This window comes from Pseudomonas antarctica (assembly GCF_001647715.1).
Classification (GTDB): Bacteria; Pseudomonadota; Gammaproteobacteria; order Pseudomonadales; family Pseudomonadaceae; genus Aquipseudomonas; species Aquipseudomonas antarctica_A.
Genome location: NZ_CP015600.1, coordinates 1888910 through 1909328, shown reverse-complemented (window position 1 = coordinate 1909328; position 20419 = coordinate 1888910). Strand labels below are relative to the sequence as shown.

The 20419-nt window shown below is 53.6% G+C and carries 18 protein-coding genes; 10 read left to right on the top strand and 8 right to left on the bottom strand.

Going from position 1 to position 20419, the window contains the following annotated elements; all coding sequences use genetic code 11:
* Positions 1-3 precede the first annotated feature (3 nt).
* Positions 4-900, bottom strand: coding sequence for a LysR family transcriptional regulator (locus A7J50_RS08825; RefSeq protein WP_064451456.1), 897 nt, complete (start codon positions 898-900; stop codon positions 4-6).
* 99 nt (positions 901-999) lie between these two features.
* On the opposite strand from A7J50_RS08825, the gene A7J50_RS08820 reads away from it, so the two are divergent.
* Positions 1000-1665: an NADPH-dependent F420 reductase gene (locus A7J50_RS08820; protein ID WP_064451455.1), complete on the top strand. Its 666-nt coding sequence runs from the start codon at positions 1000-1002 to the stop codon at positions 1663-1665.
* 66 nt (positions 1666-1731) lie between these two features.
* Here the strand turns inward: A7J50_RS08820 and mqo are convergent, their stop codons facing one another.
* Positions 1732-3387 (bottom strand): malate dehydrogenase (quinone), encoded by a 1656-nt coding sequence (mqo, locus tag A7J50_RS08815; RefSeq protein ID WP_064451454.1) that lies wholly within the window; start codon positions 3385-3387, stop codon positions 1732-1734.
* Positions 3388-3879: 492 nt separating this feature from the next.
* Here mqo and A7J50_RS08810 point away from each other — a divergent pair, with 492 nt between their 5' ends.
* Entirely contained in the window at positions 3880-5067 is a 1188-nt protein-coding gene (locus A7J50_RS08810) for an MFS transporter (RefSeq protein ID WP_064451453.1), read from the top strand.
* Positions 5068-5142: 75 nt separating this feature from the next.
* On the opposite strand, the gene A7J50_RS31890 is transcribed toward A7J50_RS08810, so the two are convergent.
* Positions 5143-5364, bottom strand: coding sequence for a hypothetical protein (locus tag A7J50_RS31890; protein WP_082895849.1), 222 nt, complete (start codon positions 5362-5364; stop codon positions 5143-5145).
* Between the two features lie 145 nt (positions 5365-5509).
* Complete coding sequence (locus tag A7J50_RS08805; RefSeq protein WP_064451452.1) at positions 5510-5878, bottom strand: DUF6124 family protein; 369 nt, start codon at positions 5876-5878, stop codon at positions 5510-5512.
* Positions 5879-6193: 315 nt separating this feature from the next.
* Between A7J50_RS08805 and A7J50_RS08800 the strand changes: the two genes are divergently transcribed.
* Positions 6194-7594, top strand: coding sequence for a Shedu anti-phage system protein SduA domain-containing protein (locus A7J50_RS08800; RefSeq protein ID WP_064451451.1), 1401 nt, complete (start codon positions 6194-6196; stop codon positions 7592-7594).
* A 150-nt stretch (positions 7595-7744) separates the two neighbouring features.
* Here the strand turns inward: A7J50_RS08800 and A7J50_RS08795 are convergent, their stop codons facing one another.
* Positions 7745-8737: a hypothetical protein gene (locus tag A7J50_RS08795; RefSeq protein WP_064451450.1), complete on the bottom strand. Its 993-nt coding sequence runs from the start codon at positions 8735-8737 to the stop codon at positions 7745-7747.
* 452 nt (positions 8738-9189) lie between these two features.
* On the opposite strand from A7J50_RS08795, the gene A7J50_RS08790 reads away from it, so the two are divergent.
* The 7 genes from A7J50_RS08790 to A7J50_RS08760 all read left to right on the top strand — a co-directional run bounded on the left by A7J50_RS08790 (position 9190) and on the right by A7J50_RS08760 (position 16575).
* On the top strand, positions 9190-9405 hold the full coding sequence (locus tag A7J50_RS08790; RefSeq protein ID WP_064454880.1) for a hypothetical protein: 216 nt from the start codon (positions 9190-9192) through the stop codon (positions 9403-9405).
* Positions 9406-9572: 167 nt separating this feature from the next.
* A complete protein-coding gene (locus A7J50_RS08785; RefSeq protein WP_064451449.1) occupies positions 9573-10940 on the top strand; it encodes a hypothetical protein in 1368 nt (455 codons plus the stop codon).
* Positions 10941-11529: 589 nt separating this feature from the next.
* Positions 11530-13002, top strand: a complete 1473-nt coding sequence (locus A7J50_RS08780) for a hypothetical protein (protein ID WP_064451448.1) — start codon at positions 11530-11532, stop codon at positions 13000-13002.
* Positions 13003-13439: 437 nt separating this feature from the next.
* Positions 13440-14417, top strand: coding sequence for a GTP pyrophosphokinase (locus A7J50_RS08775; RefSeq protein WP_064451447.1), 978 nt, complete (start codon positions 13440-13442; stop codon positions 14415-14417).
* Between the two features lie 222 nt (positions 14418-14639).
* Positions 14640-14957 (top strand): hypothetical protein, encoded by a 318-nt coding sequence (locus A7J50_RS08770; RefSeq protein WP_064451446.1) that lies wholly within the window; start codon positions 14640-14642, stop codon positions 14955-14957.
* Positions 14954-15208 carry a hypothetical protein gene (locus tag A7J50_RS08765; protein ID WP_064451445.1) on the top strand — a complete coding sequence of 85 codons (255 nt, stop codon included), beginning with the start codon at positions 14954-14956 and terminating at the stop codon, positions 15206-15208. The genes A7J50_RS08770 and A7J50_RS08765 overlap by 4 nt, the downstream gene beginning before the upstream one ends.
* A gap of 989 nt (positions 15209-16197) precedes the next feature.
* Positions 16198-16575: a hypothetical protein gene (locus A7J50_RS08760; protein WP_064451444.1), complete on the top strand. Its 378-nt coding sequence runs from the start codon at positions 16198-16200 to the stop codon at positions 16573-16575.
* A gap of 63 nt (positions 16576-16638) precedes the next feature.
* Here A7J50_RS08760 and A7J50_RS08755 read toward each other — a convergent pair whose 3' ends face one another.
* The 3 genes from A7J50_RS08755 to A7J50_RS08745 form a co-directional block, all read right to left on the bottom strand.
* Positions 16639-17433 carry a DNA adenine methylase gene (locus A7J50_RS08755; protein ID WP_064451443.1) on the bottom strand — a complete coding sequence of 265 codons (795 nt, stop codon included), beginning with the start codon at positions 17431-17433 and terminating at the stop codon, positions 16639-16641.
* Between the two features lie 157 nt (positions 17434-17590).
* Positions 17591-18640 carry a phage portal protein gene (locus A7J50_RS08750; RefSeq protein WP_064451442.1) on the bottom strand — a complete coding sequence of 350 codons (1050 nt, stop codon included), beginning with the start codon at positions 18638-18640 and terminating at the stop codon, positions 17591-17593.
* Positions 18640-20397: a terminase ATPase subunit family protein gene (locus A7J50_RS08745; protein WP_064451441.1), complete on the bottom strand. Its 1758-nt coding sequence runs from the start codon at positions 20395-20397 to the stop codon at positions 18640-18642. Before A7J50_RS08745 ends, A7J50_RS08750 begins: the two co-directional genes overlap by 1 nt.
* Between the last annotated feature and the right edge of the window lie 22 nt (positions 20398-20419).

Below are 20419 nucleotides of genomic sequence, written 5' to 3'. Positions count from 1 at the left end.
CCCTCACGCCGCGCCGAAGCGCGCCAGCACCGCCTCGACAAATCGTCGCAACTTGGCGGTGCGCTGCCGGTTGGCCGTGTAAACCAGGTGCATGGATCGGCTGGGTGCCTCAAACGCCGGCAGCACGCGTATCAATTCGCCTTTGGCCAACGCGGTGCGCAGGAAGTCTTCGGGGCCGAGAACGATGCCGAACCCATCCAGTGCCGCCGACATCAACGCCCTGCTTTCATTGATTTGAAGACGGCTGGCAACCTGCACCTTGTAGGGCGTCGCGCCTTGGTGGAAGACCCACTCGCGATCCGCCGGGCGTGACCAGAAGGCGTAGCCCAGGCATTCATGCTGCTCAAGGTCCGCTGGCAATTGCGGTGTGCCCCGCGCCGCGAGGTAAGCCGGCGCTGCGCAGACCACCAGCCGATAAGGCGCCAGCGGCCGGGCCGTCAAGCCAGTGGTGCCCAGAGGACCGATCCGGAAGGCCGCCTCATAGCCTTCCTCCACCAGGTCAACGAAACGATCCGTCAGGTGCAGGTCGATTTCCACGTCCGGGTTATCGCGCAAAAAGGCAGTAATCAGCGGCATCAGGCTGTAGGAGCCGAAGGTGACCGGGGCGGTGATTTTCAGCTTGCCGCGCGGTGTGTCGTTCATGATCTGGGCCAGCGAATCGGCAGCCTCGGCCTCCGTCAGGATATGTTTGCAACGCTCGTAGTACGCCTGCCCCAGCTCGGTCAGGCTTTGCCGACGCGTGGTTCGGTTGAGCAAACGGGCGCCGAGGCGTTGCTCCAGCGCGGCAACATGTTTGGCCACCATCTGCGCCGACAGGCCCAAGCGCTCGGCGGCACGTGCGTAAGAGCCCAACTCGGCGGCCACCACAAAGGCATTCATGCTTGAAAGGCGGTCCATCATTCCCTACTCCCAGTAACAACAGCCAAACCAAAACGCACATTTATCGCCAGTTGGTTGCCAATCATCATAGCCGCTCTACGATTTACGAGGAGCAAGGCCATGAAGATCGGCGTGATTGGAGCAGGCTTTATCGGACGTGCCGTGGCACAGCTCGCACTGGCTGCCGGGCATGAAGTGATGTTGAGCAACTCTCGGGGCCCGCAAACCATGAGCAGCGTGCTCAGCGGCATACTGGGCGTTCAGGTGGGCAGCGCTGAAGACGCCGCCCAATTTGGCGACGTGGTGCTGGTGGCGATTCCCCTGGAACACTACCGCAGCGTTCCGGCGCACTGGCTGGAAGGCAAAACGGTGCTGGACGCGAACAATTACTACCCGAACCGCGATGGGCATATCCCGGTGCTGGACCGCTTTGAAACCACCACCAGCCGGCTGCTCGCCGAGCACTTACCGCATTCACACGTGGTGAAAGTGTTTAATGCGATCTTTGCGCCGGACCTGACGCAAGACGCCCGCCCCCATGGCGCACCCGACCGCCGTGCACTGCCGGTGGCCGCCGATGACGCCACGGCAAAGGCGCACGTCATCCGCCTGCTCGACGAACTCGGTTTCGACGCCGTGGACGCCGGTGGGCTGGATGAAAGCTGGCGCTTTGAACGGGCGAAACCCGCCTATTGCGTGCCACTGGACCAAGCAGGTTTAAAAGCGGCGCTGGCCGCGGCCGAACGCACGGTTGAACTGCCGGCGGTCGAGCGCGTTCGCGCCTGAACACCTGCCGACAAAAAGCCCGCTGACCGTTACCGGTTCAGCGGGCTTTTTAACATCAGGCTTGGCTTACAGCGCCAGGTCAGACGCCGGCTTGCTCGGCTCAGCCGCAGGCTTGGCAGCCTCGGTGGCCTGGATCGCCTTTGGTGCGGTCAACTGCGGAATCGCAGGCGGTGGGGTCAGTTGCAGGACGCCGGCCGTGTAGGCCCATTCCTTGGCAACAGCCTCAGGACTGTCGTTCAGCTTGGTGCCGTAGCTCGGTACGATCTGGTGCAGCTTTGCCTGCCACTCAGGGGTCGCCACCTTGTCCTTGAAGATTTTTTGCAGCACGGTCAGCATGATCGGAGCCGCGGTGGACGCGCCTGGCGATGCACCCAACAGGCCTGCAATGGAGTTGTCGGCGGAGCTGACCACTTCGGTGCCGAGTTTCAGGACGCCGCCCTGCTCTTCGTCACGCTTGATGATCTGCACGCGCTGACCGGCTTGCCACAGGCGCCAGTCTTCTTTCTTGGCGTTCGGGAAGTACTCTTTCAGGGCGTTGTAGCGGTCGTCATCCGACAGCATCAGTTGGCCAGCAAGGTACTCGACCAGTGGGTATTCACGCACACCGACGCGGGTCATTGGCCAGATGTTGTGGGTAGTGGTGCTGGTCAGCAGGTCCAGGTACGAGCCTTCTTTCAGGAACTTGGTCGAGAAGGTCGCGAATGGGCCAAACAGAATCACGCGCTTGCCATCCAGCACGCGGGTGTCCAGGTGCGGCACCGACATCGGTGGCGCGCCAACCGAAGCCTTACCGTAGGCCTTGGCCATGTGCTGCTCGGCGATGGCCGGGTTATCGGTCACCAGGAACGAACCGCCGACCGGGAAGGCAGCGTAGTCCTTGGCTTCAGGAATGCCCGACTTTTGCAGCAGGTGCAGTGCACCGCCGCCCGCGCCGATGAACACGAACTTGGCGTCGGTTTCGGTCTTGGTGCCGTCTTTCAGGTTTTTGTAGCTCACACGCCACGAACCGTCGGCGTTACGGGTGATGTCCTGCACTTCGCTCGACAGTTTCAGGTCGAACTTAGGCGTGGTTTGTAGGTGAGCAACGAACTGGCGGGTGATCTCGCCGAAGTTCACGTCGGTGCCGATCGGGGTCCAGGTGGCCGCGATTTTCTGGTTCGGGTCACGCCCTTCCATCATCAGCGGAACCCATTTGGCGATCTGCGCCGGGTCTTCGGAGTACTGCATACCGGCGAACAGCGGGCTCGCTTGCAGGGCTTCGTAGCGTTTTTTGAGGAACTTGATGTTGTCATCGCCCCACACGAAGCTCATGTGCGGTGTGGAGTTGATGAACGAACGCGGGTTCTTCAGCACGCCCTGCTGGACCTGCCAGGACCAGAATTGACGGGAGATTTGGAACGCTTCGTTGATCTCGACCGCTTTCGGGATCTCAACGTTGCCGTTCTTGTCTTCCGGGGTGTAGTTCAGCTCAGCCAGGGCCGAGTGACCGGTACCGGCGTTGTTCCAGCCGTTGGAGCTTTCTTCGGCCACGCCATCGAGGCGCTCGACCATCTCCATCGACCAGTCCGGCTGCAGCTCATTGAGCCATACACCCAGGGTCGCACTCATGATGCCGCCGCCGATCAGCAGCACATCGACTTTCTTTGCCTCTTCCGCGTGAACGGAGGTGATCCCCATCGACAAAGCCAGCCCCAGCAGGGCAGTGTTTACTTTTTTAAACATCAGTAGCACCTATGATAAAACGCCATCCGCCCCACTGCCCCTGAGCATGGGCAACCCTCTATCACGCCGCGCCAGGCAGCGCACCGCGGGGGTTTGCACATTCACATAAGGACCGCAGGGTGGGCACACAAGGCCGACGTATCGACCTCACTTTTATGTCCCTTCTGCGCTGACTTCTTATCATTATTGGCTTCAGCTACCTGGGCAACAGCCAACCGCCGGGACGTATACGGGTGTACGCACCGGGGAAAGACTAGACCAAGACGGCGCGCAGAATATCACGCTAAACAGCGTTTATGCGTCGTTTGGCCAATTGACAGCACTAAAACAGGACTTTTCCCCGCCCCTGTCAAGCCGAGCGAGCGCGACGTGGGGTCACAGGGTAGCAATCGGGTGGAACTCTCGCGTTCAAGGCTGTTCTAGACACCTTCGCCGCTGCTTGCGTAGCATCGGCGGCGGTCCTTCGTGCACTTCACCCACACAGAGTTACCCATGACTATCCAGCAAACACCCGGGCACGTACTGCCCGCGCGCAGCGCCGCCAAAATGGAAGCTGCCATGGCCGTGGGCGCCTTCGCGATCGGCACCGGCGAATTCGCCATCATGGGCCTGATGCCCGACATCGCCCACAATTTGAATTTGAGTGAACCGCAAGTCGGCCACGCCATCAGCGCCTACGCGCTGGGCGTGATGGTCGGCGCCCCGCTGCTGGCCATCCTCGGCGCCAAGCTGCTGCGCAAACACATGCTGTTATTGCTGATGGGCCTGTACGCGCTGGGCAACCTCGCCACCGCCTTCACCCCGACCTTCGGCTCGCTGGTGGCCTTCCGCTTTATCAGCGGCCTGCCCCATGGCGCCTATTTCGGCATCGCCGCCGTCGTCGCCTCGAGCATGGTGCCCAACGACAAACGCGCCGGCGCCGTGGCCCGCGTGATGATGGGCCTGACCCTGGCCATGCTGCTCGGCAACCCCATCGCCACGTTCCTCGGCCAACACCTGGGCTGGCGCTCGGCGTTCGCGCTGGTCAGCGCCATCGCCGTGTGCACCCTCTTCCTGGTCTGGCAATTCGTACCCGACCGCCGCGACGAACCGCGCAGCGACCCACGCAAAGAACTGCGCGCCTTCACCAAACCGCAGGTGTGGATGGCACTGTCGATTGGCGCAGTTGGGTTTGCCGGGATGTTCTGCGTCTTCAGCTACCTCGCCCCGACCATGCTCGAAGTGACCAAAGTCTCGCCACAATGGATTCCCTTCGGCCTCGCCGCCTTTGGCGTAGGCGGCATCATCGGCAACATCGCCGGCGGCAAGCTGTTCGACCGCATGCAGTTCCGCGCGGTGGGCTTGATCTTGGTGTGGTCGATAGCCGTGCTGCTGTTCTTCCCCTTCGCGGCATCGTCGCTATGGGGCGTGCTACTGAGCATGGGCCTGGTCGGAACCATGGTGGCGTTGGCCGCACCGCTGCAGATCCGCCTGATGGACATCGCCCACGAAGCCCCGAGCCTGGCGGCGGCGTCCAACCACGCAGCATTCAACCTGGCGAACGCGCTGGGGCCGTGGTTTGGCGGCATGGCGATTACGGCGGGTTACGGCTGGACCAGCACCGGCTACATCGGCGCCGCAACAGCGCTGGCCGGCCTGGGCATCTACCTCATCGCCCGCCGCATGAAGGGCGGCCACTAACCCCCACAGGTGGGAGGGGGCTTGCTCCCGATAGCAGTAGGTCAGTCACCACACAACTGACTGACCATCACTGCCTCAATCATCATGCAACAACCCCGACCCATACTCCCCATAACTACTCCCCAACCCACTGCCGCCAAAACTCATCTTGGCAGCCTTACTCGGGCTATGGTCCCCAAACGCCTGGCATCCCCCCGAAAAACAAGGGTCACTGCTCCCGCCCGACGACCCCGCCGAACAAGCGCCCAACAGCAACGTGCCAGCAATCATCACGACTTTAACCAGGTTCGAGATCATGTTTTCAGTTCCCTATGGGCTGGAGGCGCGGGGGTCCTCTCTTGAAGAGGATCGTAGACCTCAAAGGCACTGGGGATTATGAAATTTAGCGGGGTGACAGCATGGGTTCAGGTTGCCGCCTTGGGGTAAGGCGGCGGGGTTGGGGTCAGGCTGTGGCTTGGCTGGCGGCGGGCGCGACTTGCTCTTGGGCTCGGTTGACGAGTAGAGCGCTTAGGTCGATGAGTTGTTGAATGCCGAGGATGATGGCGCGGTGCGGGTCTTCGAGGTCGAAGGCCAGGTTGGCGGCCATTTGGTTGGCGGACTCGAGGTTTTCGGCGGCGTTGGCTAGGAGGGTTTCGGTGTCGATGTTGGGGCTGACGTGGAATAGGTTGCCGGGTGGGTGGTCGGCGGGGGCGGCGGCGGCGTCAGATGGCGGCAGGTAATGGTGAATTGCTCGTTGGGCAGCCGTTTGTAGTTTGGCATCGACGGGCGCTGTGTTTTGATCGACATAAGGATTGCGTGATTTGTTAGGCATTGGCGAAGCTCCAAATATTTTCGGGAGTTAAAACGCCTTAGCAATACGGACTTCCACCTCCGGCCGCTGAGTTTGCAGCGGCTTGAGGAGGTTAGCGATGGGTGGTCTGACGGGCAAGCTGAGAAAAGTGTGGGAAGGTTCCTAGGGCGTATCGTGGTCTGACCCCGATATACCATAATGATTACACCAAGCCTTAATGGGACAGAAAAGGCTAGTATTCTCTCAAATAGAGCGGTCATATGAGGTGAAAACCACGAAGACAAGGCTGAATTACCGAGTCCAAACCAAGTTCTTCGAGTAAGGAGCAAGTAATAGATGACTGTTAAGATTGAAGATATCGCGGATTTCATTTTTGATTACGCAAAAAAATATCGAAGTGCCTATGCAAAGGCCAAGGAGCCTCCACCAGCAGGCCCAGGCTACCCTGACCTAGTGCGGTCGCCCTACCTTGAGGCCGCAAAACTTACAGTTTATGTAGCCTCGGACGGCGTTATCATCTCTCAAGAGAGCGAACCTGAGCACCAATGGTTTATTGCTGGTGGCCCAGCTATCAAAGTAGATTATGAGCCTACTAGAACCCCAACTGAGCATACCTTACTTTTAAAAAGCCAAAACTTATTTGGCAAGAACATAGGAATCTATAGGGTAGTATCTAAGAAACCATTAGCCTCGTGCGTCTGGCGAGGACGAATACAAAACATTGTCAGAGAACTAATAGTAGAAGATAAGGAAGTAAACATACAACTCACGCTTCGAGAGATTGACACACCATTCCGAAACCTAATCAACATCCTGACATTTGGCGCGCTTGGAGAAATTTTAGACGTTCATTTTTCAGATAGCGACGCAGATTATGGCAAATCGCATCTAGTTCAAAACATGGGCTTTTTCCCGGCCGATAACAACAACCGACGTTTTTTCAAGTATTTGGAAATAATTAGCCATTCCGATACAGCTGCATGGGACAAGCGCTTGATCTATTTAAAAGTCCAGCAAGACTTACGCAGGGATCTTGGCGCAGCTCTTACGGCCTCCGCAAATGAGAATCTTGGTGGATTGATCTCACAGGGAGCAGAACCAAAATGGCTCGAGGCTTACAGTGACCGCTTAGACGCACTTAAGGCCGCAATTGCTGATTTAGGTAACGCGTTGAAATTTCATGAAGATGAAATCGAATCCGTTTTTCACGAGATACTGGAGAAGCATCCACTTCTACTTGACGTGTATGGATTTTGTGAAAGCAAGCCTGAGCTTCGATACCCTGAAGGATATAACTCACCAATTGGAAAAACAAAACTACAACCAGACTTTATAATCCGATACCCAGACCAATCTTACAAGCTCATTGAAATAGAACGCCCCTCAAAGAAGGTTGCGACAACACAGGGCCAACCGCGAGCTGAAGTTAGTCAAGCCGTTTTCCAAACAGCCGAATGGAAGCATTTCTTCAAAACCCACTATCACTTGATATCATCACGTTATCCTGGCATCCAATCTAAATGCAAGACCTCCGTAATCATGAGTCGATTTACACAGGAACACTTCAAAAACGTCGCCGACGCACGCGAATATATGGGGCTTATGATGGAACAGTTCAATATTGATGAGTTTTTGACCTTCGATGACCTCTTCGAGCGAGCTTTAACTGCCTATAACATGCTCTCAGGCTTATCGCTGCAGAGCGATTTAACCCCAAATATCGGGGTCAGACCCTGAGGGATCCCCGATTTTTCTTACCAAAAATCAAGAAGTTGGAATATTGAAGAGACCTGCATGAGTCGGCAACTTGGTTTGGGGGGATATCGGGGTCAGACCACGATATACGCTATCACGTCGCACCATCAGAGGGTTTCGCGCAGAGTTTCCTTAGGGTGATTCGCTTTTGAGGATGCTTGCTACCATCGCCCGAAATGCCCGTTGTTGGGTGATCGAAAAGCCCAGGGCAACGATGATCACACTCAGCCAGATCAAAAAGATCTTGAATGGATCGAACTCAAGAACCACCAGCGCCCAGGTCACCAGAGCGCCACCGATGCTACCCACCCCCCACCAGGCGATGAGTATGGGCTGCACCACCTTTTGAATATCTCGATAGAGCAGCAACCGGGCGGCCCCCATTAGCAATAAAACCATCCCCGTCCAACCGAAAGCAGCCATCAACGGCAGCGACGAACCCTGACGCTGATACAAAAAAGCCACCCATTCGTAGAACGGCCCCAATGCGCTCATCTGCTGGAACGTATCGCGGCTGGGCAACTGCCACTGGGCCCAGTGCGCTGGATCAATGACCTGCAGCGCAAGGCTGAACAACGCCACCAAGACGCCACACAAACCAAGGGCTCGCCACGCCGGGACAGCAATACGGTAGTTGTTCACATTGCGCAGCCGTTCTACGCCGAACACCGTATCGGTTTGCTCGCCCCGGGCAATCACGGTTTTGCCGTTACGCTGGATCGCGGTGCCAATCACGAGTACCTCCAGACCTTCGCTCAAGAGAACCTCGCCCTGCTGGCGGTGTCCCTTCCCCGCTATGTATCGATAGTCCTCCGGTTCTGGCACCTGGCCTGAGAACAGATCAATGCCCGCAGCCAAGATATCCACAGTGCCGTGGGCATCTTTAAGGGCAAAATTGCTGCATTGTACGTCGGTAAATACCGTCCTCCATTCGTCCTTGTCGACACTGTTGCGGTAACTTTCCTCGATTCGTATCGAGTACCCCGCACAGGGCAAGCCATTCACCGGGGATAACCGCGACTCCTTGAGCACCACGACGCCACAGACCTTTACCAGGCCTGGTGCCAGCGAGTACGAAGGGCTGAGGTGCAGGCGCTTGTCTGCATGGTAGAAGCCTTTGTTCATGGTGACGGCATCCCTGTCTACGTGTAGTGGCTTGCATTAGAAAACGGTCACCCGGTTGCAACTCCGGGTCCTGCGCCGACCGAATTTCCGGGGGCTATCGGGGGATATCGGGGATATCGGGGATATCGGGGATATCGGGGTCAGACCACGATATACGGCACAATGATCTCCTTGAGATCCGCGACGTTATCCAAAGCGGGGAAATTTCTTACAGCATCAGGCTTATTCCCTGGATCACCTTATCACTCCCGCGTCGCACCGATGATGGATTGGAACGACTAATCCTACAGGCCTTACAGAACGGGAACTACAGCACCTTCGCCACAAATCCGTACCACTTTCGTACCAGCACTACTCCCGCGTGCTCATCCCAAGCTCCTTTTTCGCGGGCTTTCGCAAATCCGAGAGTTGACACTGCTATGCTTGAATTCTTTCAAAACGAGCCGCAAACCATGGCAAGCGAGTACTCACTGACGGACGTGCTGGAACGGATTTATCAAAATCAACTGGCCTTAGAAGCGGCTGTGATGGAGCTGACTCTTTGGACTGAGCAGCAAAACGCTTTAGAAGTAGGTGAGAATGTTCGGGGGGCACTTCATACGATTGGTGAAAACGCGGGCCATATCAAACAAGGCCTGGCTCGATTGAGAGGGACGGACCTCACCTAAATGGCAGGTATTGGAAAAAAGCGGCCATCGGACGCGCATGAAACTATGTGCGATTCACTTCGCAGCAATCTTGTAGCATCGTTAATAACCCAAGGCGGCATACTTTTTGATGCCTTGGAAGCCAGCCTCATACGTCACTTTGAACATAGGAAAGTAGGTCATACGGAATGAAATTTCTCGACGATATAATGCAGGCAATCTCTGGAAACACAAAAACAAAAATCGAAGATCCATTCATTGGCGCATTCATAGGGTCATGGATAGTCTGCAATTGGGAACATTTGGCAATATTAATGTGGGGCGACGGGAACGCCGCAGAAAGAATTAACGCTCTCAGCAAGTACTTCAAAGACACTCACATATTTGAATTAAACACAGTACTTACAATCCCTCTTCTCATGACACTGCTATTTTTGTTTGTCTTCCCATGGGCATCGCTCTTATTGAAGTCCTTACAAAAGTTTGCGAATGAACGCCTGCACCAACAAGCAATATCAATTGAGGTTAGCAAAGTCAGGGAGCAGGAAATACTAAACAAGCAACAATTATTAGCAGACCCCAATAAGAAATTTTTAGAGCAGAACGCACAGTTGGACATTGATCGTCGACAAGAAACGATCGAGCAGCTTAAACTTAGAACTTTCAGATTTAAACAAAAAGCCGAAACAGCGGCAGCAGAATCGGAAGCAGCTACAGCCTCAGCGGCGGAAGCCAAAAGCAGAGCGTTTCAGGCAGAGCTAGAAGAGGAGAAAAAACAGAAATATGCCGAATTAGAACGGCAACGGTTCAATGTGGAAAGTGCTCGATTAAAGTCAACGCAAGCGTCTAACCGTTTCCCATCATCTTATAGCTTCATGCTGGCAATTGCAGAAAGTTTGAAAGCCGATGAAGTCCAACTATCCTTAACCGGCCTAGGCGAGATAGTTGCAATGATTTTTGGTTACGAAAACTTTCTCTCTTTAGTTCACGACGAAAACTTCAACAATGATAAGCTATCGCAAGTTTCATGCATTTACTACGACCCTAAAGTTTTTGCATCAAGGCTCGAATCGATCGTGCAGAACGAAGATTCCTACAATGCGGATCTAGAATCCGGCCTTCTATTTGATCATGTGATATCTGTCTTGGAAGATCTAAAATATAAAATACTCACAGAGGATCAAGTAAAGGATATTTGCAGAGATGCCTGCGAGAACTTTAAGTATGACTTACTAAATGGAGAAGAGTTTTCAGGACCCATATCAGAATCTGACACCCACATTGAAGATATTGAGATTGGAGAATTGGACTCTTTTACATTTAATGGTGGCCTGAGCGCCGTTTTTAGTGGTTCAGCAAGCGGTTCACATAGAAACGATACTGAGCTTCCTGGCCGCGACATTAAATTCAATGTCGAGATTAAAAACACAGTGCTGTTCGGTACAAGAGCTTTGGGGAAATTTGAGCTTGGTGAAATTTCGGCAAGTTTGATTGACTATGACTATGATTTCGAGAGCGAAGATGAAGCTAATTCAACTTGGGCACCACGAAACTGACTCTAGGCCGCTAGTGGTGTTTGGCGAGTAACTAGTGTGTATAGCCGACAGGTAGCAGTGAATCGTCTCTGACTTCGTAGAGTCTGCACGTCTGCATTTGGCCGATTGCCGACACTCAAGCGCAAGATCTATAGTTTTATGGGTGATGGATTGGAACACCTAAGCATATAGGCCTTACAGAACAGGCACTGCAGCACTGCCTCACCCCATCCGTACCACATTTGTACCAACACCACTTCCAAGCAGTATCGCTCTGCCCCTGACGACAGGCGGCAATCGGCTAGGAGCGGTAATTCGCAGGCGGATTATTGGATGGAGCCCAGGATAGAAACGTCTGAAAGTAGTCCGCCGCGCGCCTGCGTCATGAGGCCACGGGCAGTGTCCAACGAGTGATCAAGCAATATATTTCTACAGCATCAGCGCGAACCTTTAAAGCTTGCTTTTATCCCGCATGGCAATACAATATCACTCGATAATTAACCTATGACATTAGGGTTTAATTAAACTTATTTAAGATTACGTAAGTTACTACAGTTAATGTCAGAGCCGTGATCAAAATTTAAGCATAGTAAATTAGAAGGAAGCTGTTATGACAAGGTGGAGTCGCGAATTTCAAGAAGGCGCTTTTCACGAAAGCTGGAAAGCACTGACTTCAAAAATTCCAGAGGTAACTGTTGATGATGAGACAGTAACAACGACTGTCGAGGAAATAGCGCGACTTCGTAAAGCAGTCACATTTGCAGATGGCATAATATCCAATATTGATCCAGAACTTACACCTAAGTCGGTCTGGGCTAATTGTGTGCCACAAGCTCAATCCTGCCTGCAGCAGATAAACAACTATAACATGAATAGAAATACCACACACCTTGTACATGCCAATGAACACTTCGACAACATACTCACATATGTCCGCCCATATATGGTGCCTCCCAGCGAAGCCCTTATTGGATATGGTAATGCCAGCCAGAGCTTCTCTGAAACAATTTCAGAACATCTTCAGTCATTCAGTGATAAATCAGCCAAAATAACATCTGAACTATTGCAAGCACTGGAAAACGCTAAATCCAGCGATTCCGCCATCACCGAAATAGAGCAAAAAGTAAAGCTTGTAAATAATTACCTTTTTGAAGGGGTTGATGGTGAATCGGGTGCTGAGCAGAATATTCAAGGTTTAGTAGTCGATACCGAAGCAAAATATCAAGAGGTCGCAGCTTTACACCAGACTTTGCTGGATGGGCCGAACTCTCTCTCTATGAAAATAAATGCCACATTCAAAGAAACTTCAGATATACATCAAAACCTAGCAACTCTGCTTGACTCTTCCAAATCAAAAACGGCCGAGCTAATGGCCTTTTACGACCAAGTTTTTGGCTTGACTTCCCTAGAAAACCTAGATCACCCACAGAAAGGTTTAAAAGCTGAGATCGATTCCAGAATAGAACAATTAAAAAAACAAGAAACCGATCATGAAACACGTCACAAAACCATGCTTAACAAGATTGAAGCTTTACTACCAGGTGCGACTAGCGCGGGCCTAGCATCATCTTACAAGATATTGAAAGATCGTTTCGAGTCCCCCATAAAAAATTACACAAATATCTTTTATGGCTCTATGGCAGCGCTGATTTTTGGTAGTCTTATCTTTGTAATTGACAGCGTTGCTCTTTGGCCTTTCCAAGTCTCATTAGTTAAGGCTGCTGGATGGGAAGAGATGCTTCGAACGATGCTGACGAGACTACCTATTGCGTTACCTGTGGTTTGGCTAGCCGTATTTTCGGCAACCAGACGCAGTCAGTACGAGCGCCTACAGCAAGAATATGCCCACAAGGAAGCGTTTGCGTCGTCCTATGAGAGTTACAAGAAACAGCTGCAAGACCTTGGGACTAGCACTGAAACTCTACAACAAGAACTAATCGCCAAAGCTATTGAGGCAATCTCTTTCAATGCATCAAAAACACTCGATGGAAATCACACAGAAAAACTGCCACTAATGCAAATCCTAGATAAAATTAGTACAGATGACTTAAAGAAAATTATAGAGAGCATTAAGCAACGCTAAACAGGTATAGGCTCGCAACTATTAAAGATGGAGAGTCCATTTCTGTAAATAAAAGTTTAGTGAGTTAGATTCACTTAGCAGTCGAGCAAGACACTCTGACTTACTAACCCACAATTTATTCTGGGAATATGAATTCACCAAATTTTAATAGATACCTGAGCGTTTACTTTCGGGCCAGACAGTCCACGAAAGGCAGCTTTGGGCCGGTTCCTGCGAGGCAGACGAAAACAATGTTGCCGATAACGCCATTGCGGCTATAGAAACGCTGGACACGAATGAAAAAGCGCTTGCAGATACGATTTTGCGATTACGGCAGTGATAAGATAATGCTGTTAATTTGAACATGCTTAACTGCTCAGGATTAAGTCACTCGCAAGCGCTCAGGTTGTTCCCTTCCTTTAAAAAAGCGTTGCCCAAAAAAATTGTGGAGATTAAGGATGAATCACCCAGAGCTGAAAATAAGCTACTCAAATATCGAACCCCGAGCGAAGCGTTTAAAAGCAGCGCTTGCCTCGGAACTTGAGCATTTACTTAACTCAAAAGGCGTGACATTAGGTGTTCCAATAGAGGCTCGGGTGAAAGAGTGGTCCTCTATCGAGGAGAAATTGGTACGAAAATCACTGGCCCTTGAAAAAATCGAAGAGCTTGATGATCTCGTTGGACTACGTCTAATCTTGCTCTTTCGCAGAGATCTCAAAGCTGTAGACGAATTGCTACGTAATTCGCTGTTCATCAAAAGTGCCGAAGATACTTCACTAAGATTGTCAGATACTCAATTCGGCTACCAATCCCAACATTACATCGTTGAAGCACCAGCTAAATGGCTAAGTATCCCTAGCTGGGGTGACCTTGGTGGGATACGCGTCGAAATACAGGTTAGGACAATGGCCCAACATATTTGGGCCGCAGCATCACACAAACTTCAATATAAACGTGAGGCAAGCGTCCCTCTTCCACTCCGGCGCTCAATCAATCGAGCTTCCGCGCTTCTCGAAACGGTAGATATCGAGTTCGATCGGTTGCTGGAGGATCGACTAATTTATCTCGCTGACGATCTTCAAAATGAAACCGCAACGTCCCCGCTCAACGTCGAAATTTTGGACTCGATTCTCGTTAAGACTTTTCCTTCTGCGAACCGGACCACAGAGGGTGATTTTGACGAGCTCTTGGTTGAACTCGAACATTTCGGAATAAAAACTGCGGGCCAATTACAAGATCTGTTGGAAAAGCACTTGGTTTCGATTATGGAGGAGGATGCTAAGTACGCTGAGAATGAAGGCTTAGATTTCTATTTCCAACACATTGGGCTGGCCAGAGAGGCACTCCGTATAGAATTTGGAAATGACGCAGTAACAGAATTCATGCAAGCTAATAACCATGCCGCAGGCGATGATTACTTCGATGTCGATGACTAAGGCTCAGCCTGGGTACGTCCATTCGTCGCTGTGAGTAGGTCAGAGTTTCTGACGACAAGTGAAAAAAACGCCGTTTATGTTCAAAAGGCCCCTACACCTAAGCCAGGTGTGGGGGCCTTTTTTTATGCCCGCGGAAAGCACTACAACATGGACTGGTATGCCGATGCCCCCTACAGTGGTTTTACACACTACCTGCCATTCACGCGGAAAAGGATGCCAATCATGACGACCGATACCATCGACCCAGGTTTTGAAGCTAACTTCATCAATGAGCGTTTCGCGGATATGCAACGAAACAACCCCGCCGAAGCCGTCATAGTCCAGGGCATCATGGATGCGCTCGACTACCAAAAGGCAGTCATCCGCAATGAGCTGCAACTACGTAACATGTTGCTGGCATTGGGTGGTCAATTGGTGCGGCGTTCTGAAGGCAGCTTGCCCCGCCTGCAGGGATGGCTGGCACAGTTCGTTAAGGACGGGGCATTAACCTCTGATCAAGCCATGAGCTTCATGCATCAAGCCGAGGCGATTCAATCATGAGTGCGCGTGACCGTAACGACGTGAACTATGCCGTCACCGCCGCTCTGGAGGAATGGACCCGCGACTGGGATCTGGGCAAAACTTTTTTGAAGTGCCGGAACTGCGGGGGTCTTCAGACCTTCCACGGCGGCGGTGGGGGCCAACCATTTACTGCGCATAAAGCAAAATGCCTGGCCGCAAAGCGTAGCGAGCATTTCCCGCTGTACGAGCTGCGCGCCGCCCTGGATACGCTAAGTGCGATAACGCCATGAGCCTCCAGGCGCCTGGTCGCGCTATAGCGCTTGTCATTAGTGAATGTCGCTTCAATCCCAGCAACCGTTGCCAACGGCAACCATTTGACGCCGTGCAGGTGAGAGTGTGGGCGCGTGAACGTAAAGGTTGTGAGCGCAGCACAATGCAGTACGCAGCTTCATAAGCGCCTTGCCCTAGGCATCTTTCGCGCTTTCATGTTGACCCACGGGAATGAGGTTAGGAGGGTTAGTTTTTTGCTGGGTGCTCTGAAAGCCTTATCTATTAAGGCTTTTCGAAGGTTTGGAAAGGTTAGCTTTTCGGTTAGGTCTGGTTATTTCCTAACCTTTGTTAGCGTTAAATATTCAATATATTAATTCCTTTAAAAACAGATAGTTACAAAACACTAACCTTTGACCTAACCCAAACTAACCCATCAAAGTTAGGTCTCAAGCCCAACAAATACGGGCATCCCAAACCAATCACACCCTCTCAAAAAAAAACTAACCTTTTTCCCGAGGCACCTACAGAATTCAGCCGTCCGTGCGTGCTTATAGGCGTTCCGCAAACCATGCACCATCGCAGGGTTCCGCAGGTTTCTGCCTCCTCCCAAACTTCAAGCAAGCGCCCAGCCTGAGCCGCCGAGAATGGTCCGCAGGTCCGCAGAAAAATCGACCCATATAGCCCGCAGGCGAGGTGGGGGGACGACGGCGCGCGCCAAGTGATGCCCACCCACTGTCCAACGCCATCTCGCTGTTTTCTTTGACGCACGCCACTATTTCTGCCCGATCGGCAAGCGGGCAGCGAAAGAAGCACAACAAACGTCTGCTGGCAGCAAATGGATTATTTATGGATCACTCACAGTTGGACCGAAGCATGGCGAACTGCTATACCTCGCTGAAGCTTGCAAAGAGGAAGCAAGCTCCGGTGGCTGACAGATGGAGAACTTGTCAAAGTGTTTCCGCAGTAGTTTTGCCAACGTTCCATCCCCTCATCCGTTAGGAGAGAAAAAATGGTCGATGCGAAGTTTGTTGGTGTAAACATCAGGAATAACGGCGGGCCCGGTGTTATCCAGGTGGGGAGTAATTTGAAATTTGAAGCCCACGGAGGTGAAATTTCGGGTAATCAGGGTCCAGGTCTCGTCCAGCGGGAACATACTCTGGTGGAGAAACTGGGTCTCCCTACACAAACCGATCCAAAAGAATTGGCTGAACTGTTAAAAGTCTTGCTGCCGTTGCCAGATGGAGAAAGGCAGGCGAAGGTAGCTGAAAGTGGGCTGTTCAATAAAATCAAAACGTATGCCCTTGACAGCACCACATTGCTGAGCAACATCACGTCCCTGGCGAGCAACCCGCAAATACAGCAGATTATCCAAGCACTTTCTGCTTGAGTCTCCCGCGAACACGTTGAAATGCGTCCTGTGGTCACGAAGGCCACAGGTCGCAGCATCAACTCAGAATAACCCGCCCAAAGCTTCAGGCTCCCAATTCAAGATAATCAGCTCCCCGCTGACCTCGGCTTTCCCCTGCCGATGATTCGCCGTGCTGTATCGGATGTCCACCGTCTCGAAGTGAAACCCCTCGAACACTCGCCGGATATCAGGGTGATCGTTAATGCTCACCATCACCTTGCCTTTGCAGCGCCGCATGAATTCGGCCATTCGTTCATAGTTCTCGAAAGGGAAGTCCACGCCATAGCCGGCGGTCTGCCAGTAAGGCGGGTCCATGTAGTGGAAGGTATGCGGCCGGTCGTACCGCTCGGCGCATTCAAGCCACCCCAGGTTCTCGACGTACGTACCCGAAAGTCGCTGCCAGGCGGCGGACAGGTTCTCTTCGATCCGCAAAAGGTTAATGGCCGGCCCCGTGGTGGCGGTGCCGAACGTCTGGCCGCTGACCTTGCCCGCAAAAGCATGGTGCTGCAGATAGAAAAACCGTGCCGCCCGCTGGATGTCAGTGAGCGTCTCCGGCCTGGTCATCTTTTGCCATTCGAACACCTGGCGTGAACTGAGCGCCCATTTGAACTGGCGCACGAACTCTTCCAGATGGTTCTGCACCACGCGGTACAACGTCACTAGGTCGCCGTTGATGTCATTGAGGACTTCAACCGGCGCAGCCTGGGGCCGCATGAAGTAAAGCGCGGCGCCGCCGGCAAAGACCTCGACGTAGCATTCGTGGGGCGGGAACAGTGGGATAAGACGGTCTGCCAGACGACGCTTGCCGCCCATCCACGGGATTATTGGTGTGCTCATAAGTGATCCTTGTTTTGAAAATTGGATTCGCTTAGGCTTCGCACCCCCTGCGCAGTGGGGCGAGGCCTTGGTTGGAGCACTCGGCGTGTTCGAGTGTTTCAGCGTCGAACCGGTGTTGACGCACCGGTTCGTCGCCTCGTTTGCTGCGCAGGGGGTTTTAGGCCCCCACGGGAATTTCATAGGGTTTGAACCGCACAACCTCCTCCCCGAGCCAGTCATTCACTTGCGCCATACGCGCCTGAATCGGCTCCAATTCATTGGCTGCATAAATCTGCGCCGCTTCCCTAATCGACCCAAACCCACCCGCGTTCTGCGGCACGATGCCCATCAACTGTGGCGGAATGCGCAAGCTGGCCAGCACGTCGTCGCGGGTCTGGTTTTTGATCGAGTTGAACTCGTCCTTGGCCGTCACTTCACTGACCGGGATGATCTGCAGCCCATCTTTTTTCCCGTTCGGCGAGTACACGAACAGATTGCGGAAGTTGCCCGGCCCCTTGGAGTCCTTGAGCGCTTTGCGCAGGGAGTCGACATCCGCTTCGTTCTGCGCCGCGTCTGTCATGTAAAGAATGAAGCCGGCATGACTGCCGTTTTCGTAATACTTACGGCGAAACAGCGTGGCCGATTCATTCAACAACGCCGACTGCAAGGCACTGATCCACTCGGGCAGGCCATACACCTCTTGGTGCAAGTCGGCCTCTCGCAGGTGGAAAACCGTACCAGGTTCAAATTCGTGTTCTTCCTTCCAGCCCTGGACCATAAACAGCCGACCGTCCTTGCCGGAGCGCATGTACTTCGCCAACGGAGGCACCAGCTCACGCACCGGGCCGAGCATTGAGCGCCGCCCTTCCAGATAGCCGTTGCCCAGGCACAGAAAGTCCAGGGCAAACTGTTCGAAGGCAGCTCTCGAAAGCAGCCGATGCGGGATAAAGGTCTTGCTCAACAAGTTGCGCTTGAACATCAGCCCCGAATGCAAATGGACGCTGGAACCCACCGAGCGCGCCAAGCCGTCCAGAGACAGCGGCGGCTCATACCAACGCCCGTTAAACCAGCACTCCAGATAATCGAACACCTCCCGACCGCTCAGCACCGGGGATGGATCGCCAAAACTGAACGCCTCCATCTTGCTATCACTCCGCGGGATAAATTCCTGCGTTGCCACGGTGGACGCCTGGGCCAGCTGCTTGTTGTTTCTGCGGCGGTTCGACATTAAAAAATCTCCATCCGCCCGGTATTGGCAGAGGTCTGCCCCTCCAGCGGTTCGTTGTGCAATGCGTGAAAGAGCGCCCATGCCAGGTCGGCGTGGCCGGTGTTGTCGTTGCGGCCGGCGGTATAGGTGAATTGGCGACCGCCTGCGGTGATGGTCTTGCGGATCGCCATCAGCGACTGCGCCATGTCGGTCCAACCGGCATCGAACTCCAGCCGGCCCTTATGGATCACGTCGTAGGCCTTCAGTACCAGTCGCGTCTTGACCTCAGGCGAATAGCTGAAGGTGGTGACGTTGGGGAAGAATTGGCGCACCAGCTGTGCCACGCCGCTGCCCAGGCCTGTGACATCGATCCCGATGTACGTCACCCAGTAGCGGTCGCATACAGCTTTGATGAAGCTGGCCTGCGCTGCGAAGTCCATGCCACGGAACTGATGCCGCTCCAGCACCCGGAACTTGCCCCCCGGTACCAGCGGCGGCGCGACCACAACCATGCCCGAGCAATCGCCGGTTTCCGCCGGGTCATAACCCACCCACACCTGTCGGTCGCCAAAAGGCCGCATTGCAAACGGCTTGTAGTCCTCGGCCCACTCGACCCAGCTGTCGATCATGCACGGTTGAAGCATCGTAAGAGGGAAGATGCTCGCGCCATCGTCGACGAACTCGCACATCAGCAGGTTGGCGAACGCTTCGGGGCTGTACTCCCGGCGTAGCTCCTCAATGTCAAACAGGTCGCAACCGCCCTGCTCCGCGTCGAGGATGGTGACGATCTGGCGCCACAACCGATCCTCACAGAACCGACCTTGCTGGAGCGCGCCATGGGTAACATCGACCTTGGTGTGCTGCGCCGCCGGCTTACCTTTGTTGAAACGTTCGCCCGTCCAAAAGGTGTAGGCCTCATGCGCCATGGTCGATGGTGTAGAGAAGTAGGTTTTTCGCCACTTCTTGTGCATCGCCATGCCCGACGCGACCTTGTTCAACTCCTCAAACTTGAACGTCCAGAAGAATTCGTCGAAGTAGAAATTGCCGTGATAACCCTGGGCTGTGCGCGCGTTGGTACCGAGAAAAAACAGCTCGGCGCCGTTCGGCAAGACAATCGGGTCCCCGGTCAACTCGACACCGATGACCTCTCGGGCAAATGCCTGGATGTACCCGCGAAACAGATAGGCTTGGTTTTTCGACGCTGACAGGAAGATCTGATTGCGGCCGGTCTCCAGCGCATCAATGAACGCCTCGCGGGCAAAGTAGTAAGTGGCGCCGATCTGCCGGCTCTTGAGGATGACTCGGGTGCGCTGATTGCCCGCCCGGTACCAGTCTTTCTGGTAGTCGAAGCACCCGTCGATAAACGCTTCGCGCAGCAGCTCAATCTGGTCTTCGTTGATGTCGTTTTTGGGAGTCTTTTTCTTCGGCCCTTCATTGCGCTTCGCCAGGTTTGGGTTGAGTTCGGTTTCGGTACCGCCACCCTGGAAGCGCTGAATGCGCGCCTGACGCTCAAGCTGCCGGTGCAGCAGGTCGATCTCTTTGAAGTCGCCGCCGCTTTTGCCTTCCTTGAGGATCAGTTGCACCAACCGCGCCTCAAGCGCCCCGCCAATCCGCTCGACGTTGTCCGCCCGGTCCCAATCGTCGCGAGCCTTCCAGCTGTGTAGCGTTTTTTCCTTTTCGCCCGTAGCCTCGGCAATCTCGCAGATACGCCAACCCATCCAATAGAGGAACTTGGATTGGCGTCGGGGATCGATTGGGAGCAGTTCGGTCGTAATCATGGCCGCGATGCTGCCGCTCTGG

Coding starts and splice junctions, on each gene's coding strand:
- A7J50_RS08820 (WP_064451455.1), top strand. CDS start 1,000: ATGAAGATCGGCGTGATTGGAGCAGGCTTTATCGGACGTGCCGTGGCA.
- A7J50_RS08805 (WP_064451452.1), bottom strand. CDS start 5,878: ATGCCTAACAAATCACGCAATCCTTATGTCGATCAAAACACAGCGCCC.
- mqo (WP_064451454.1), bottom strand. CDS start 3,387: ATGTTTAAAAAAGTAAACACTGCCCTGCTGGGGCTGGCTTTGTCGATG.
- A7J50_RS08765 (WP_064451445.1), top strand. CDS start 14,954: ATGAGTGCGCGTGACCGTAACGACGTGAACTATGCCGTCACCGCCGCT.
- A7J50_RS08790 (WP_064454880.1), top strand. CDS start 9,190: ATGGCAAGCGAGTACTCACTGACGGACGTGCTGGAACGGATTTATCAA.
- A7J50_RS08770 (WP_064451446.1), top strand. CDS start 14,640: ATGACGACCGATACCATCGACCCAGGTTTTGAAGCTAACTTCATCAAT.
- A7J50_RS08775 (WP_064451447.1), top strand. CDS start 13,440: ATGAATCACCCAGAGCTGAAAATAAGCTACTCAAATATCGAACCCCGA.
- A7J50_RS08785 (WP_064451449.1), top strand. CDS start 9,573: ATGAAATTTCTCGACGATATAATGCAGGCAATCTCTGGAAACACAAAA.
- A7J50_RS08755 (WP_064451443.1), bottom strand. CDS start 17,433: ATGAGCACACCAATAATCCCGTGGATGGGCGGCAAGCGTCGTCTGGCA.
- A7J50_RS08780 (WP_064451448.1), top strand. CDS start 11,530: ATGACAAGGTGGAGTCGCGAATTTCAAGAAGGCGCTTTTCACGAAAGC.
- A7J50_RS08810 (WP_064451453.1), top strand. CDS start 3,880: ATGACTATCCAGCAAACACCCGGGCACGTACTGCCCGCGCGCAGCGCC.
- A7J50_RS08760 (WP_064451444.1), top strand. CDS start 16,198: ATGGTCGATGCGAAGTTTGTTGGTGTAAACATCAGGAATAACGGCGGG.
- A7J50_RS31890 (WP_082895849.1), bottom strand. CDS start 5,364: ATGATCTCGAACCTGGTTAAAGTCGTGATGATTGCTGGCACGTTGCTG.
- A7J50_RS08825 (WP_064451456.1), bottom strand. CDS start 900: ATGATGGACCGCCTTTCAAGCATGAATGCCTTTGTGGTGGCCGCCGAG.
- A7J50_RS08800 (WP_064451451.1), top strand. CDS start 6,194: ATGACTGTTAAGATTGAAGATATCGCGGATTTCATTTTTGATTACGCA.
- A7J50_RS08750 (WP_064451442.1), bottom strand. CDS start 18,640: ATGTCGAACCGCCGCAGAAACAACAAGCAGCTGGCCCAGGCGTCCACC.
- A7J50_RS08745 (WP_064451441.1), bottom strand. CDS start 20,397: ATGATTACGACCGAACTGCTCCCAATCGATCCCCGACGCCAATCCAAG.
- A7J50_RS08795 (WP_064451450.1), bottom strand. CDS start 8,737: ATGAACAAAGGCTTCTACCATGCAGACAAGCGCCTGCACCTCAGCCCT.